Here is a 14,087-nt window from a genome sequence, read left to right as displayed (position 1 = left end):
CGAGGATGGTGCTCCCCGCAGCATCCTCCCGCGGGTCGCCGTCCCCTGTGCGCTCCGTGGTGCCTGGCGGCCGTTCGCGCGGTGTATTGTGCGAACCGGGTCGGTTCCGGCTGAGGGCGAAATGACACCCTAAGCGGTGGTGTCCTTGGGCCAGAGGTATTCGCCGGTGAGCAGGATGTGTGCCCACCCGAGCGGGGATACATGCGCGAGCATATGATCGGGCGTATCGAGGCCTTCGCGACGCCGGGCCTCGACAGCGTGGCCTAGGTGCAGGGTGTTCCAGTACACGATGATGGCGGTGAGCAAGTTGAGGCCCGCGATCCGGTAGTGCTGGCCCTCGGTGGTGCGGTCGCGGATCTCGCCCTGTCGACCGATGCGCAGGGCATTCTTCAGCGCGTGGTGCGCTTCGCCTTTGTTGAGGCCGACCTGGGCACGGCGTTGCATACCGGTGTCGAGGATCCATTCAATGATAAATAACGTGCGTTCGATCCGGCCGACCTCGCGCAGGGCTGCGGCCAGGTCGTTTTGGCGAGGATAGGCGGCGAGCTTGCGCAGGATGCGACTCGGCGCGACCTGCCCGGCCTTCATAGTGGCAGCGCAGCGGAACAGGTCCGGCCAGTTGGAAACGATCAGCGCCTCGCGTGCCTTGCCGCCCACCAGCGGGCGCAGTTCGGTTGGCGTAGCGGCGGGATCGAACACGTAGAGCCGCTTGGACGGCAGGTCGCGGATGCGCAGCACAAGGCGGTAGCCGAGCATGGTGCTGATCCCGAACAGATGGTCGGTGAACCCGCCGGTATCGGCATATTGCTCCTCGATCCGCCGCCCAGCCTCGTTCATGGTCAGACCGTCGAGCAGATAGGGCGCCTCACTGACGGTCGCGGGGATCGGCTGCGATGCGAACGGCGCGAAACGGTCGTTGACATGGGTGTAGGCCTTGATGCCGGGGTCGCCGCCGTAGCGGGCGTTGACCGTGTTCATCGCCTCGCCCTGTCGCGCGGCGGGGTAGAACTGGCCGTCGGCGGACGCGGTAGTGCCCATGCCCCAGACCCGCGCCATCGGCAGGTCGCCCTGCGCGGCGACCACGGCGGCCAGCGCCTGATCGATCGCCTCGCTCTCGACATGCCAGCGCGCGAGGCGGGAGAGTTGCCAATAATCATGCGTGTTGCACGCCTCGGCCATCTTGCGCAGACCAAGGTTCAGCCCCTCGGCGAGCAGGACGTTGAGCAGGCCGATCCGGTCGGCGCACGGCACGCCGGTGCGCAGGTGGGTGAAGGCATCGGTGAAGCCGAGCGCCGCATCGACTTCAAGCAGCAGGTCGGTGATGCGGACGGGCGGCAGGCGGCGGTACAGATCGAGGACCAACTCCTCGATCCCGTTCGGCGGATCGGCGGTGAGACGCTCGATGCGCAGCGCACCGTCCTCGATACTGCCGTGCGGGATCGTGCCGTTACGCGCGGCGCGACCGAGGCGGGCTAGGCCATCGGCAAGCCGCGCCTTGCGGTCCGCAAGCCAGACATGCGGGTCGGGTGGGATTGCCAGCTTCATGGTGCGCGCAACCGTCATCGGCACGAGGACGTGCCGCAGGTCGCCGTAGCGATGCGAGCGGTCGAGCCAGATGTCGCCGGAGCGCAGCGCGTCGCGTAGGTGGAACATCACCGCGACTTCGCGGAGACGCGCATCGTCATCGCCCTTCACCCGCAACAGGCGACGCCATTTGGAATGCGGGCGCAGGAAATCGTCGGTCGTCGTCAGTTCGCTCCTGGTGGCGATGGCCTTCACCGCGTCGAGCAGGGGCCGAGCGACCGGCGCGGCTTCGAGGTCGAGGCAACTGAGCATGCGCGGCGCATAGCGACGGAATCGATGATAGCCCTGATCGACATGCGCCAGCGGATCGTCGCCCAGCGTGTCGGTCAGCCTCCTGGCCGCGGCGACGAGGCGGTCGAGCTGGTCCCAGCTCGCCACGCGCGCGACCGCATCCTCCAGCGACGCGCCATCGGCATGCGCGTCGAGCAGCGATTGGCCGAGCGCGGCGAACCCGTCCAGTGTCGCTGTGACCGCCCCTCTGGTTTCCGCGGTACGCGCATCGTGCAACTGCTTCGCCTCGCGCCAGGTGCGGCCGACGATCCGATCATGCGTCTCGATCACCGCATCGGCGGTCGCGGCGGTCCATTCGATGACGCAGACCGCAAGGATGGCGCGACGCCGGTCGGCGTTCAGGTCGCGCAGGCCATCGGCGAAGTAACGTTCGCCCTGCCGGCGCAGTCGGGCGACGCGGTGCGGCGGGACGCCGGCGAGCAGGCCGGCATCGAGGTTCATTGCGCGGAGAAACTCCAACCGGTCGAGGAGCCGGTTCGCCGCGGCGGAATTGCTACCCGGCTCGATTCGGCGCAGCCAGATGAAGCGGCTGATCGCGCCCGGCAGCATCTCGGTCGTCAGCCGGTCGAGCCGGGTGCAGGCGACACGATCAAGGCGCGCGGCAATCCGCTTCTCAATCCCGCGCTCGGCCGCGACCAGCGCATCGGCGCACAGCCGTTCGATAGTGGTGATCCCCGGCAGGATCGTCATGGTGTCGCGGCAGCGGGCGATGAAGCGCTGGGCGAGATCGTCATTGGAGCGCGCCTGTTCGGCTTGGCCAAGCAGCCAGTCACGGAACGCGCGTACCGGTGTTCCTTGACCAGGGAACGACCTGTAGCCGTAGGTCCGGCGCAACACCTCCATGTGCTGCTGGCGCGTCTGCCGGCGGACGGCATAATGCACGAGCGTGTCGCCGGCGATGCCGAGTTGGGCGCCGAGGAAGGCGGACAGCGCCAGCGGGATGACCTCGCCCTGTGCCAGCATCCGGCCGGGGTAGCGCAGCGCACACAGTTGCAGCGCGAAACCGATCCGGTTCTCCGGCCGGCGTCGCCGGTCGATATGGACCAGGTCGTCGTCGGCCAGAATGTAGTGCCGCAGCAGCGACGCCTCGTCGCTCGGCAGGTCGAGCAGCGCCGACCGCTGCCGGGCGCTGAGGATATGGCGGCGCGGCATGCCCAGGCGTCCCTGTTGAACAGAAGTCTGTTTTGGACAACACGGACCCTACGCAAATCAAGGGGTCATTTTTCGAAGTTGATGTCAGTGGCCTGTCACAGACTGTCAGTATACCTTCACGACCTCGCGCCGCCGCTAACCCCATAGTCTGTTCAGTGCTGTTGAGGCACAGCCGCACCGGCGTAGGGATCGTACGGGGTTGGCGAAGGCGTGGGTTGCGGAACCGCGCTTTGCAACGGTGAAAGCTCGACGGTGACCGGTGGGACCGCGCTGGGCAGCGTGCTCCCCGCCCCCGGACCAAAGCCGGCCAGAATGCCTTTTGCGATCGTGTTCGAGCCGAACAGGACGAAACAGCCTGCCACCATGGTCAGCCCTCGTCGGAGGCTCAGCCGACCAGTCAGCAAGAGGACTCCGAACGCGGCTACGGCGATCACAGCGACGGCGGTGGCAACCGAGCCGAGCAACACGCCTTGAGTCCAGTCCGCAGCGGTGACGAACGGGTTTGCTGGGTCAGGCTCGCTAAGGAACCCTGCGTTGATGGTCCCCGAGGCCATAATCGATCTCAAGCCAGCACCACTTCGGCGACGTGTCGCCGGCCACCAGTCCGCGCCAGCTGCACGAACACGTCGACCGTGCTGCGAACATAGTGGCGCACATCATCGCGGCTGAGCTGCGTTCCGGCTTGTAGCACCAGGAGGACGATCTGCTCGATCGCGCGCTCAGCGGAGTCTGCGTGGACCGAACTCATCGAGCCGGGGTGCCCCGTGTTGATGGCGCGGAGAAAGGTGTAGGCCTCCTCGCCGCGCAGCTCGCCGAGGATGATGCGATCGGGGCGCATGCGTAGCGATGCGGCGAGCAGGTCAGTGGCACTCACCCGCGCCTCCCCGAGGCTGCCGCGCACGGCCAGCAGGCCGACCAGATTGTCGTGATGCTGCTGAAGCTCGGGCGTGTCCTCGATCAGGATCAGGCGTTCGTGTGCCGGGATTTCGCGGATGAGGGCGTTGAGGAAGGTTGTCTTGCCGGTGGAGGTGCCGCCCGAGACCAGGATATTCTTGCGTCCGCGGACCGCGGCGGAGAGCAGCGCCGGGATATCACCGGCGTCGAGCAACCGCCTCAGCTCGTCTTCTTCCGGCAGATGCTGGGAGACAGTACCCAACCGGGTCTGATTGAACGCCCCTGCCTCGACATAGTCGGCAAGGCTTAGATCGGAGGAGAGGTGCTTCCGGATCGCGATGGCCATCGGTCCGCGCGTGGCGGGCGGCGCTATCACCTGGACCCTGGACCCGTCCGGCAGGGTAGCCGAGAGCAGCGGGTGCTCCCGGCTGATGCCCTGATGCGACAGGGCGGCGATCTGCCGCGCAAGACGATCAAGGGTGGCGGCATCGAGCGCAGGCATGTCAAACCGCTCAACCAATCCGCCCAGGGTCTCCGCCCAGGCCTCTTTGGGGCGATTGACATAGATGTCTGTGACGTCCGAGCGAACAAGAATTGGCGCAAGTGGCGCAAGATACGCCTCCAGAAAGAGGCGATCAGACACGACCGAAACTCCCCCGCTCATTATAACCGCCCGCCCATCAACGATAGCCGACGCGCTCTACGCGGACGAACGACGCCTGCCGATATACGATAAACTTCATCCTATAATACCTTCGGCGTCCAAAAATTTATGAATAAATTGTAATATCTGTCATTTCGCACCAGCCATTTGAATCTATTAAGTATTGAATTTGCACTGTCCGACGTGCATAGAAGGCGCTAGTCAAAGACGAAACTTTCGCTTCGTAGTTCTTGCCATTAACATTGTTAATGTAAGCAAAACCCCCTTTGCAATTTGCCAGGGGGTTTGCCCCAGAAGAGTTTAATGTTATTCTAAATGCAAAGTTTTCGTCGAAAGAAAGCACCGTGCCTGATATTATACCGGACGCATTGCTCCAATTTTGTGCGCGAGCAAAATTGGAGCAAAAAGCAATTTGCGTCACGCAGGCAAAAAAACGATCAAATATCGCACTAGTTATCTCCTGATTATTATTTCAAAAATATCATAGTATAACCATTAATTGGTAGAACGATAAAAGCTGGCCGCGCTCCTTCAACCCTCACATTGACCCTGTTGCCAGCTTTGTCCAAGGTGTAAGTAACCTTAAGCCCTTTACCGCTGCCTGACGTCACCTCGGTTTGTATGAGTCTACCCAAAGAATCATACTGGTAAGATGTCGTCTGATCGGCTTGCCCCATGCCAAGCCGGGGCATAATAGTAATGCTGCAAATGTAAAATTCTTCATGTATCACCACGCCCATAGTTACAAGATGAATGCACGTCGTACGTCTGATCGAACAATAATCATCGCAAGGGGCGCAAGATGCACCTTGAGGAAGAGGCAATTGGACGCGGGCCGAAAACTCCCTCGCTCATCGTTTTCACCGGTGCATCAACGATAGCCAACCTTGTCGACACGAACATATGAAGTTTTCTGATACGCAACACGGAATTCCAAGGCATGCCCTACCGATGACGCGCTAAGTGTAAAAGGTAGTTCGAAGACCTGGTACGCGAAGGCCGCTTTCCATTCTGTTCTTGTAATGGTTCGAACAGCTAACTCGGCGGATGCTGTCGCGTCCCAAACGTCTAGGATCACCACGGCCGAATTGTCTGCATTGTTATTATCGACCAGCATGCGAAAAGCAGCAACGTGTGATCCGGCGGAGACGCCGGTCGTGTACGGACCGTAGACCATCGCGCCGACAGGATCATATACGCTTGCGGACCATGCGCTTCCCTCAGCACGCCCAACTATATGCCCAATAGCAGAACTCGTTGCCGACCAGGCCGTCGGGAACTGCGGCGTTACCCGGACGCGGGTACGGTTGCTCGCCGGGTCCATGGTGTAGTCTGATGTCACGCCTTCACCCTGCTGGGTGCCGATCAGCCTTCCTTGCGCATCGTAGGAATATTGCGTCACGCTCTGGGCAGACGCCGCGAGTGGCAGGACAGCCGAAAACGCAGTCAGTACGATGCCCGAAGCAAAATAGCTGATTTCCGATGCCATTCTTTCCCCCGTTCTTTTGCCCTGCCCATAGATATACGTTCTGGCGCGATGATCCCGGCGCGGCATCATGGCGTCTCAACCCCCGTGAAATCGAGATCACGCGCCACGAAGACCGAAATGCTGGTGGCAGGCTTCACCTTTAGCGTCGGCCGCACCTGGTTGGGCGTGACGGTCTGGCGGATCGACCCTGCCGTCCCCGGCAGCGCGACGATGACGGGCGAGTTGGACGACCGCGAGGCGAGGTTCACGCCCACATCGAGGGCCGATTGCAGGATGGCGCCGGAGAAGCGTTCGAAGAAGTGCGAGTCCACCTTCGCACGGATACCCCCTCTCCCGACCGGGTCGGCTGCCGGCGATCCGATCGCGATGGTCACCCCGTCGGGTCGGATCAGGCGCAGCCAGTTGACCAGCATGCGGTTCTGGCCACTTTCGGCTGCCGCGCCATATTCCCCGATCAGCCGGCTGCCGCGCGGGATCAGCACCCGGGTGCCATCGAAGCCCCGCACGTCGCTCGAGACGACGGCGCGGGCGAGCCCCGGCAAGGTAGAATCGAGCGCGGTCTCCAGAACGGCTGGGATGAGCGTGCCCTGCGGCACCGTCAGCGTGCGGCTGGCGAGGACCCCTGCGCCGACGCGCGCGCCGGCGATCTTGCCCGAGGCTGCGTCCTCTCCGCGCCGCTCCCCGCCAGAAGCTGCCGAACCACCGCCTGCCGGCGCGCTGCTCGTGTCGATCATCAGCGCAGATCCGCTGGCGGCGCGGGCGGGCGGCGGTGTCGGTGTCGTGGCAGGTTGTGGCGGAGCGGCGGTTGGCTGCTGGATTACGCGCTGCGGTTCCACCCGCGTGGGAGCCGGTTGCTGCAGGGGCAGTACCATTGGCTGGGATGGCACTGGCGGCAAGACTGGCGGTTCCGGCGCCGGCTCGGGTGGAATGTAGAGCGTCGGCGGCGGTGTGGGCACCGCGACGGCGTCGACGCTGCGCGCCCGCACCGCAGGGGCCATGACGGCCCGGCGTCGTGCATCCAGAACCACGAACAGCAGGACCGCCGCGAGGATGGCGCCGCCCACAACCGCCCAGAGCGGCAGGCCGGCAGACGGACGTGCAACGATGGGCAGTGTCGTGCCGGTTGCATCGGACGTAGGCGCGGATTTCGGCTGCTTCGCCATCAATGCCGCTCCGATGCCACGCGCGTGGCGGTTGCCTTGCGCCGGTCGATCCGGAAGACGAGCATGGGTGCCACGCTGTCCACCACCATGCGCCCGTCGCGCATCATCCCGTTGATAAGCGTCTCGCGGCCGCGCCCGTCGATCGCGTAGATCGCCGGTAGCGGCGTGCCGGGGGCAAACTCGATATAGGTCTGGACGCCGTCGTCATGGATACCCGCCGGGAGCAGTCCCTTGTCGCCGCGCAGCTTGTACCGCCCAACCGGTGGCGCCTCGGCCGAGGGCGCTCCCGGGCTCCCGGGGAGTCGGGCCAGCAGTACCGGTGCAGGGTACCGGAACTGCACGGTATAGGGCGTATCGGCCTCCGGCGTGCTGAGGGTGGTCAGGTCGAACAGATACATCCGCGCATCGCTGACCACCGTCATGTTGGTATTCGCACCCGCCTGCAGCGGCTTCAGGAACAGCCGGTTGCCCGCGTGATTGAGGCTCACCTGCCAGGCGGCGCTGTCGCCGAGCGCGACATTCTCGACATGCTCGTCCGGCGCGAGCTCGACCATCAGCTGATAGCCGGGTGCCGACTGGAGCTGCACGACCTGACCGGCGACGAAGTCGACCGCCTGGACATGCGCGTTCATGCCCGTCGGATGCGGCCGGACCTGCGCCTCTGCCCCGGGTGCCAGCAGCAGGAGGATAAGCGCGGCTCTCATGGTTTGGCCACACTCGGGCGGGGCGTGGCCGCCGGTGCCGATGGCATAGCCGGGGGCGTCCCTGCGGGCGCAGGCGCGGCAGTAATCGGCTGGGTCGCCGGATCGACTTGCGGAAACGCCTCGGGATTGCGCTGATAGGCGGTCACCTCGAAGCCCAAGGGGTTCAGGAACCGGTCTTCCAGGCTCATCGGTTCGCCCGAATAGCGATAGGCGATCACTGCCACCCAGGGCTGGCCCGGCAGCTGGCGCCCGCCGGCATCGCGGCGAACAGTCTCGAAGCGCACCATCGCGCGATTGCCGCCAAGCGGGCTGACGCTCTTCACCCGGGTTTCGACGATGGTACTGCGCGGCAGACGGGCGAGCGGGCTGTCCGGATTGGACGCCTGCATGCCGGCGAGATAGGCGTTGCGCGCATTACCCTCTGACCAGAGCGAGACCTTGCGGTAATTGGCCTGGAGCGCGTTGATGTCGAAGCTCTCGCGCGCGATCACATATTGGACGAGGAAGGATTGGGTGAGCGCGCTGTCCGGTGCTACCCGCTGGGCGTTCAGCGGCTGCAGCGCCTGGACGAAGCCGGTCTGCTTGTCGACGAGCAGCGTATAGGGCTCGACGGTCTTGAGCGGCGTCAGGAAGACGAGCGCCAGTGCCTCCAGCAGGGCGATGCCGCATGCACCGCCGGCCACGATCCACGCCGTCCGCCTGGATTTCTCCAGCGTCATCCGCTGGTCCTCGGCCCAGCTGCCGGCTTCACGGTAATAGGCATCGAGCGCTTCGCGCGCCTTGTTCTTCATGACTGTTGATCCCGGCGGCCGGCACTGGCGGAGATGCGCCCCCGTGTCCGGCGACGATGTTGCTGACCGAGCGGTTGCGGCGCCGTGCCTTGTTGGGTCTGCAACGCGCTCTTGAGAATGGCGGTTTGCGTTGCCGCTGCGTTATCGCGGCCGCGCGCCTCACGCCGCTCGACCTGCGCCACCGCTTCGGCGACGGCGGCGGCACGCGAATGGCTTGCCGCGGGCTGCAGCTGGCGGTCGGCCCGCGGGCGGACGTCGGGTGCCTGGTTGGCGAGACCGGTGGCGATGTGGCTCGGAAGGGTGCGGAGCACGGGCGGCAGGCGGAAGGTCATCGCGAAGCGCGCGGCCATGCCGAGCCCGGCGACGAGCGTCAGGGCAAAGGCAAGCGTCACCACCAGCAGTTCGGTTGCGGCACCGCCGATCAGCAGATCGCCTCGCCGCCGCAGGACGAGCGAGGTCAGCCAGGGCTCGAGCAGGGCCAGTTCGACAGAGAGCAGGATGGTGACGGCGATCGCCCCCAGGGCGGCGCCGAGCAGCCCGCGCACCCATCCCTCGAACAGCGAGCGCGTACCGTCGAACAGCAGAAAGGCGATGAACAGCGGCCCCAGCGCCAGCAGCAGCCCCGCGATCAGCCGGACGGCGGCAAAGGCGGCGATGGTGGCGGTGAGATACACGATGCGCGCCGTGCCCAGTCCATAGGGGCTGAAGATGCTCGGCGGATCGCTGACTTCTTGCGTTACGACCGAGGCCTGGCCATTGTCGACCTGCTGGCGGCTCGCCATCATCGCCGAGCCCGGCCCGAGCCGTCCCAGTTCCTGGATCGCGCGGTCGACCTGGCCCAACCTGCCGACGATGCCGCCACTGGCACCAGGCAGGCCCGCCGGTGTGCCGATATCGGCGACCACCGATGCGGGCCCATGGAACACCACGTCATAGGCAAGCGTGCGATAGGCTGCCCAACTCATCGCCAGCGCAAAGACGATACCTATCTTGACGAACGCAACGACACCGTCGCGTGCAGTAGGCGTCTCGCCCAGGATCATGCGGTAACCGATCAGCGCGACGAAGATGGTTAGCATACCGCCGAGGAGCAGCGACAGCGACGAACCCGGCGTCGCCATCGCCTGATAGCTCTGCGCACCCAACGCCTGCGCCTGGCAGTCCGCCGCGGCGAGCACACTCTCCAGGAACGCGTCGTCGACGATTGCCGGACAGACGTTCATGGGCTCTTCGTTCCCCGGCAGGAGCGTCTCACCCGATAATCGACGCTATACATTTACTATCCAACTCACTTCAAAGGAATAACTGTGTATCCGGCCAGCGGCAAAACAACAGCTTTATACGCCGCGCCTTCAACCTTAACTCTCGTTCGGTTGTCAGCTTTATCAAGTTCATAGCTTGTTACAACGGATCTGCGAGAGTTTTTATCTTCCACCACTTTGATTAGTCTGCCACGCGCATCATAGGTATAAATCGTTGAGCTCTGAGCAATCGCAGAAGTGGATGTAAAAATACAAATTAAACTGAATACGAAAGATATCTTATTCATAGACCACCCTCGCAGCTAGCAATCTCACCACTTGATTTACGGAATTTGAAGCCATTGCACCGACTCGGTATCACCCCAGTCTGCGCACGATCCTGTTCCCATAATTACAACAGGCTTTCCCATGGCGCTGGCGGTAAGCAACGCAGAGAACATCGCCTGACCCTTTGCAGTCGTCGCATCTATCGCCCACCTTCCCGCAACACCCTGGCAGCTTGGTGCCGCCGTGCGCGTGCCTGTTGTGAAGAACAGCACCTTCCCGTCCCAAACAGTCACGTTGTAAATAAGACCAGCTGTCGAAGATGAAGAGTAAGCGTTGCTGCTAATTAAAATCGATGACGACGCAACAAAAATGCGTAGCGTCTTGAGTAGAAAGCTCTTCATATTCCCTCCTTGATAAAATCAAAATTTCCCCGTAATCAACACACGATCCATCAATTTCGGTAGCCAATCATCGACGTTATCGCCTGTGATTGCCCGAACTTCGTCGAGTATTCGGACTGTGCGCTCGCGGCCGGACAAAATTATCAGCAGTTCGTGCTCGCCGGTGAGGTTGAGCCGCGCGACGACACTTTCATTGCCATGCTTGATCAGGAAGCAGTGCGAACTGTCCGGCAGCGTGCGGACCAGCGCGAACTCATGCTCGGTAAGCCCGAAGCCTTCGACATAGTCGGCAGCCCGTGCCTTGGGGTTGACCATGAAGATCTGGGTCGCGGCCTGTTCGATGATCGCGCTGGCGATCTTGCTCTCCAGCGCATCCTGCGCGCTTTGCGTCGCGAAGCCGACCACGCCGTTCCTCTTGCGGATGGTCTTTTCCCAGTCCTTGATCCGGCGAACGAATACCTCGTCGTCGAGCGCCTTCCAGCCCTCGTCGACCACGATGATCGCGGGCGTCCCGTCGAGCCGCTCTTCCACCCGGTGGAAGAGGTACATCATCGCTGGGGTGCGAAGTGCTGGATCGTCGAGGATCTGGGTCATGTCGAACCCGACCGTCGCAGCGGTCAGGTCGGTGTCGTCGAGCGCATTGTCGAATAGCCAGGCCCGCTCGCCCTCGCCCCACCAGGGCCGCAGCCGCGCCCAGAGGTCATGCCCATGCGGACGATGGCCGCCGCGGAACAGCTCGACCAGATGGCGCAGGCGCCGCTGTTCGAGCGGCTGCCCGAAGCTCGCGTCGATCGCGTCCTTGATCTGGGCGAGTTCCTCGATATCCGCGCCGCCGGCGAGCAGCACCACCCAATCGATCAGGAACTGGCGATTGGCGGCCGTGTCGTCGATCTGGAGCGGGTTGAGCCCCGACGGCGTGCCGGGACGCAGCAGGTCATAGCGCCCGCCGATCGCGCGCAGAAACAGCTCGGCGCCGCGGTCCTTGTCGAAAAACACGATGCGGGGCGCGAACTTGCGCGCCTGTGCGAGCAGGAAGTTGAGGACCACCGTTTTGCCCGAGCCCGAGGGGCCGATGATCGTGAAGTTGCCGAGGTCGCCCTGGTGGAAGTTGAAATGATAGGGGCCGGCAGCGGTGGTTTCGAGCAGCGTGACCGCCTGTCCCCAGTGATTGCCGGATGCCTTGCCTTGCGGCAGGTTGTGCCCTGAGGCGAAGCCGGCGAAGTTGCTGGTCGAGATCAGCCCGCGGCGGGCAATATAGTTGAAGTTGCCCGGGAACTGCGCCCAGAAGGCTGGCTCCAGCGCGATATCCTCGCGCACCGCGATGATGCCCATATCGGCGAGCGCCGCATGAACCTCGGCAATGCCCTCGTCGACCTCGGCCAGCGTCTGCCCGCGGATCGCCACCGTCATGTGGTGTTCGCCAAAACCCGCACGGCCCGCTGCGACATCGTCCTTGGCGCTGGAGAGATCCGCACGCAGGCTGACCGCCTCGTCTTCTGCTGACCGCATGCGGCGCAGTGCCAGGTTCATGCGCGAAAGGGCGGCCTGCCTTTCAATGAAGCCGAAGCTCTGGGAAATGGTGAGCTCGAACGGCAGGCGCAGCAGCTCGTCCAGCATGCCCGCCGCGGTCTGCCCCGGATAATCCTTGATCGACAGAAGCCCCAGGAAGCTGCGCGGTAGCGCGCCGACGGGCGCCAGTTCGATCGCCTCCTGGCCGAAGCTGATTCGGCGGTAGGGAAGATAGGCGCCGATATCCTGGTGCGGTAGCAGCACGGGACGGGTTTCGCCATTGTACAGGCTGGAGAGGAACTCGAGCGGCTCGGAGCATAGCCCCTGATCGGTCTGATAGACGCTGAGCAACCGAGGCTCATAGCTGCCGAGCGCAGCCATTAGCGCCTCGCGTGCTGCGTCGAGCTGACGGAGACCGCGCGTGCCTTCCTCGGCATTGCCCGTACCGCGCAGGCGATCGAGCAGACCGATGCGCCCCTGCAGCGGGCGGCGGATCAGCGTCAGGAACAGGTCGTTGACGTAGAGCTTCTTGCGCGACAGCCGCGCCTGCCAGGCATCATCGAGCCGCTGCGAAAAGGCATCCGGAAACACCGCGTCGAGTTCCGGCTCGACCTGTCGGCGCACGACATGATGGTAGAGCGCGAACTGCGAAGACCCGATCGTCTGCAGCATCGCGTCGCGCAGGCGCTTGCGATAGTTGATTTCCTCACTGTCGGCGGTCTCGAACAACAGCCCGCGCAGGTGGAGGAATTGCATCAGCACGCCGTCGCGCGTCTGGATCGTGTGATCGTCCACCTGTGCGGCATAGGGCAGATGCCGCCCTGCCGGTGCTTCCCTGGCGACGATCTTCCTGTCGCGGGTCAGGGCCGGTAGGAGTTGCATCGCCACAGGCCATGGTTGCGCACGCGCGGGCAGCGACTGACCCGCGTCAGCCAGAGATCGAAGAAGCGCGGCTCGCGCAGGCACAGAAGCACGCCGGCCAGATGCACGGCAAGCGCGATGGCCAGCACCCAGGCGGACTTGAACACCAGGAACAGCTCGGTCGCGATGACCGCATTGCCGACGAAATAGCTGTAGGTAACGCCCGCGAACATCTGCGGGCGCGTCAGCGCCACGAACAGCTGGTCGCGCTCCAGGCCGTTCATGTCACTGGCCGAGCTGGGCGGTGGACTGGATGCCGGCGACGATGCTGGCGGCACCGAACAGGATGAAGCAGCCGAGGATCACGGTCGCGCCGTAGCGCCAGTTGATGCGGCCAGTGAGCATCAGGAAGCCGACCATGGCTACCGCGATAACCGCAACCACCGTTGCGACGGTACCGAGCAACGTGCCCTGCAGCCAGTGCACCGCCGAAACAAGGACACCTGAGCCGGCAGGATCAGCAACGCTTTCCTGCGCGTAAGCCGGTAACGGCAGCAGGAGCATGACGAAAACAGATTTCTTCAATGCTTTCATTTGCATAAGTCTGCTGACCCCCTCCCCAACTAACCCTAAGCGTTCAGGATGTTGAGCCAAGTGCTCTACCCGGTGCTGCACTATATTCTCTAGTGCGGAACCGTTTGCAATCGCCCATTGCAACGGATTTGCTCTTATGAGAGGTTCGATCGAATCGCTGTTGAAACTAGGTATGTAGCGGCTGATTTTGCCAGTATCTCCAGCGAGCATGAGGGGGTAAAGACATGGGCTTCATTCGCGTGTTCTTCATGCTGGCATCTATGTTCTCCGGTAGTGCCGCGATTGCCGCAGAGACGGTGACCTACACGTACGATGCTAAAGGGCGGCTTGTTCGGGTGGTGCGCTCTGGCTCCGTCAATAATGGCGTTCAAACGCAGTACACCCTCGACAGGGCGGACAACCGGAGCAACGTCAAGGTAACGGGCGTCCGCTGACAGGCGCAATTTCATAAATGGGGAGAG

The 14,087-nt window shown here is 63.5% G+C and carries 14 protein-coding genes; 1 reads left to right on the top strand and 13 read right to left on the bottom strand.

The features are described 5' to 3' along the window. Positions 1-129: 129 nt before the first annotated feature. The 13 genes from KK7_RS0105310 to KK7_RS0105265 form a co-directional block, all read right to left on the bottom strand. On the bottom strand, positions 130-3,027 hold the full coding sequence (locus KK7_RS0105310; protein WP_010543600.1) for a Tn3 family transposase: 2,898 nt from the start codon (positions 3,025-3,027) through the stop codon (positions 130-132). Between the two features lie 152 nt (positions 3,028-3,179). Further along, on the bottom strand, positions 3,180-3,581 hold the full coding sequence (locus KK7_RS20145; RefSeq protein WP_010543599.1) for a TrbC/VirB2 family protein: 402 nt from the start codon (positions 3,579-3,581) through the stop codon (positions 3,180-3,182). Positions 3,582-3,589: 8 nt separating this feature from the next. Further along, positions 3,590-4,585: a P-type DNA transfer ATPase VirB11 gene (gene virB11 / locus KK7_RS0105300; RefSeq protein WP_010543598.1), complete on the bottom strand. Its 996-nt coding sequence runs from the start codon at positions 4,583-4,585 to the stop codon at positions 3,590-3,592. An 871-nt stretch (positions 4,586-5,456) separates the two neighbouring features. After that, positions 5,457-6,074, bottom strand: coding sequence for a hypothetical protein (locus KK7_RS22480; RefSeq protein ID WP_157999980.1), 618 nt, complete (start codon positions 6,072-6,074; stop codon positions 5,457-5,459). 65 nt (positions 6,075-6,139) lie between these two features. Then, complete coding sequence (locus tag KK7_RS22825; RefSeq protein ID WP_010543597.1) at positions 6,140-6,808, bottom strand: TrbI/VirB10 family protein; 669 nt, start codon at positions 6,806-6,808, stop codon at positions 6,140-6,142. A gap of 428 nt (positions 6,809-7,236) precedes the next feature. Further along, the gene (locus KK7_RS0105290) at positions 7,237-7,941 is read right to left on the bottom strand and encodes a TrbG/VirB9 family P-type conjugative transfer protein (RefSeq protein ID WP_010543596.1); all 705 of its coding nucleotides are present in this window, start codon (positions 7,939-7,941) and stop codon (positions 7,237-7,239) included. Then, on the bottom strand, positions 7,938-8,732 hold the full coding sequence (locus tag KK7_RS20135; RefSeq protein WP_010543595.1) for a VirB8 family type IV secretion system protein: 795 nt from the start codon (positions 8,730-8,732) through the stop codon (positions 7,938-7,940). Before KK7_RS20135 ends, KK7_RS0105290 begins: the two co-directional genes overlap by 4 nt. Then, a complete protein-coding gene (locus KK7_RS0105280) occupies positions 8,729-9,955 on the bottom strand; it encodes a type IV secretion system protein (protein WP_010543594.1) in 1,227 nt (408 codons plus the stop codon). The genes KK7_RS20135 and KK7_RS0105280 overlap by 4 nt, the downstream gene beginning before the upstream one ends. 65 nt (positions 9,956-10,020) lie before the next feature. Continuing rightward, positions 10,021-10,281: an RHS repeat domain-containing protein gene (locus KK7_RS22475; protein WP_138983913.1), complete on the bottom strand. Its 261-nt coding sequence runs from the start codon at positions 10,279-10,281 to the stop codon at positions 10,021-10,023. A gap of 36 nt (positions 10,282-10,317) precedes the next feature. Further along, complete coding sequence (locus KK7_RS22470) at positions 10,318-10,662, bottom strand: hypothetical protein (RefSeq protein WP_138983912.1); 345 nt, start codon at positions 10,660-10,662, stop codon at positions 10,318-10,320. Between the two features lie 18 nt (positions 10,663-10,680). Continuing rightward, positions 10,681-13,053 carry a VirB4 family type IV secretion/conjugal transfer ATPase gene (locus KK7_RS0105275; protein ID WP_029622860.1) on the bottom strand — a complete coding sequence of 791 codons (2,373 nt, stop codon included), beginning with the start codon at positions 13,051-13,053 and terminating at the stop codon, positions 10,681-10,683. Continuing rightward, entirely contained in the window at positions 13,032-13,316 is a 285-nt protein-coding gene (locus KK7_RS0105270; RefSeq protein ID WP_010543592.1) for a VirB3 family type IV secretion system protein, read from the bottom strand. The genes KK7_RS0105275 and KK7_RS0105270 overlap by 22 nt, the downstream gene beginning before the upstream one ends. Before the next feature lies 1 nt (position 13,317). Further along, entirely contained in the window at positions 13,318-13,626 is a 309-nt protein-coding gene (locus KK7_RS0105265; RefSeq protein WP_010543591.1) for a TrbC/VirB2 family protein, read from the bottom strand. Positions 13,627-13,850: 224 nt separating this feature from the next. Between KK7_RS0105265 and KK7_RS20130 the strand changes: the two genes are divergently transcribed. After that, complete coding sequence (locus KK7_RS20130; RefSeq protein ID WP_010543590.1) at positions 13,851-14,060, top strand: hypothetical protein; 210 nt, start codon at positions 13,851-13,853, stop codon at positions 14,058-14,060. Positions 14,061-14,087 lie beyond the last annotated feature (27 nt).

Origin of the sequence: Sphingomonas elodea ATCC 31461 (assembly GCF_000226955.1) — a bacterium.
Taxonomy (GTDB): domain Bacteria; phylum Pseudomonadota; class Alphaproteobacteria; order Sphingomonadales; family Sphingomonadaceae; genus Sphingomonas; species Sphingomonas elodea.
Note: the sequence above shows the minus strand (reverse complement) of the source record. Positions and strands in the feature narration are given on the sequence as shown.

What these genes read in the sequence shown, in the direction of transcription:
- KK7_RS0105310 (WP_010543600.1), bottom strand. Translation starts at nt 3,027, where the DNA reads ATGCCGCGCCGCCATATCCTCAGCGCCCGGCAGCGGTCGGCGCTGCTC.
- KK7_RS20145 (WP_010543599.1), bottom strand. Translation starts at nt 3,581, where the DNA reads ATGGCCTCGGGGACCATCAACGCAGGGTTCCTTAGCGAGCCTGACCCA.
- virB11 (WP_010543598.1), bottom strand. Translation starts at nt 4,585, where the DNA reads ATGAGCGGGGGAGTTTCGGTCGTGTCTGATCGCCTCTTTCTGGAGGCG.
- KK7_RS22480 (WP_157999980.1), bottom strand. Translation starts at nt 6,074, where the DNA reads ATGGCATCGGAAATCAGCTATTTTGCTTCGGGCATCGTACTGACTGCG.
- KK7_RS22825 (WP_010543597.1), bottom strand. Translation starts at nt 6,808, where the DNA reads ATGATCGACACGAGCAGCGCGCCGGCAGGCGGTGGTTCGGCAGCTTCT.
- KK7_RS0105290 (WP_010543596.1), bottom strand. Translation starts at nt 7,941, where the DNA reads ATGAGAGCCGCGCTTATCCTCCTGCTGCTGGCACCCGGGGCAGAGGCG.
- KK7_RS20135 (WP_010543595.1), bottom strand. Translation starts at nt 8,732, where the DNA reads ATGAAGAACAAGGCGCGCGAAGCGCTCGATGCCTATTACCGTGAAGCC.
- KK7_RS0105280 (WP_010543594.1), bottom strand. Translation starts at nt 9,955, where the DNA reads ATGAACGTCTGTCCGGCAATCGTCGACGACGCGTTCCTGGAGAGTGTG.
- KK7_RS22475 (WP_138983913.1), bottom strand. Translation starts at nt 10,281, where the DNA reads ATGAATAAGATATCTTTCGTATTCAGTTTAATTTGTATTTTTACATCC.
- KK7_RS22470 (WP_138983912.1), bottom strand. Translation starts at nt 10,662, where the DNA reads ATGAAGAGCTTTCTACTCAAGACGCTACGCATTTTTGTTGCGTCGTCA.
- KK7_RS0105275 (WP_029622860.1), bottom strand. Translation starts at nt 13,053, where the DNA reads ATGCAACTCCTACCGGCCCTGACCCGCGACAGGAAGATCGTCGCCAGG.
- KK7_RS0105270 (WP_010543592.1), bottom strand. Translation starts at nt 13,316, where the DNA reads ATGAACGGCCTGGAGCGCGACCAGCTGTTCGTGGCGCTGACGCGCCCG.
- KK7_RS0105265 (WP_010543591.1), bottom strand. Translation starts at nt 13,626, where the DNA reads ATGAAAGCATTGAAGAAATCTGTTTTCGTCATGCTCCTGCTGCCGTTA.
- KK7_RS20130 (WP_010543590.1), top strand. Translation starts at nt 13,851, where the DNA reads ATGGGCTTCATTCGCGTGTTCTTCATGCTGGCATCTATGTTCTCCGGT.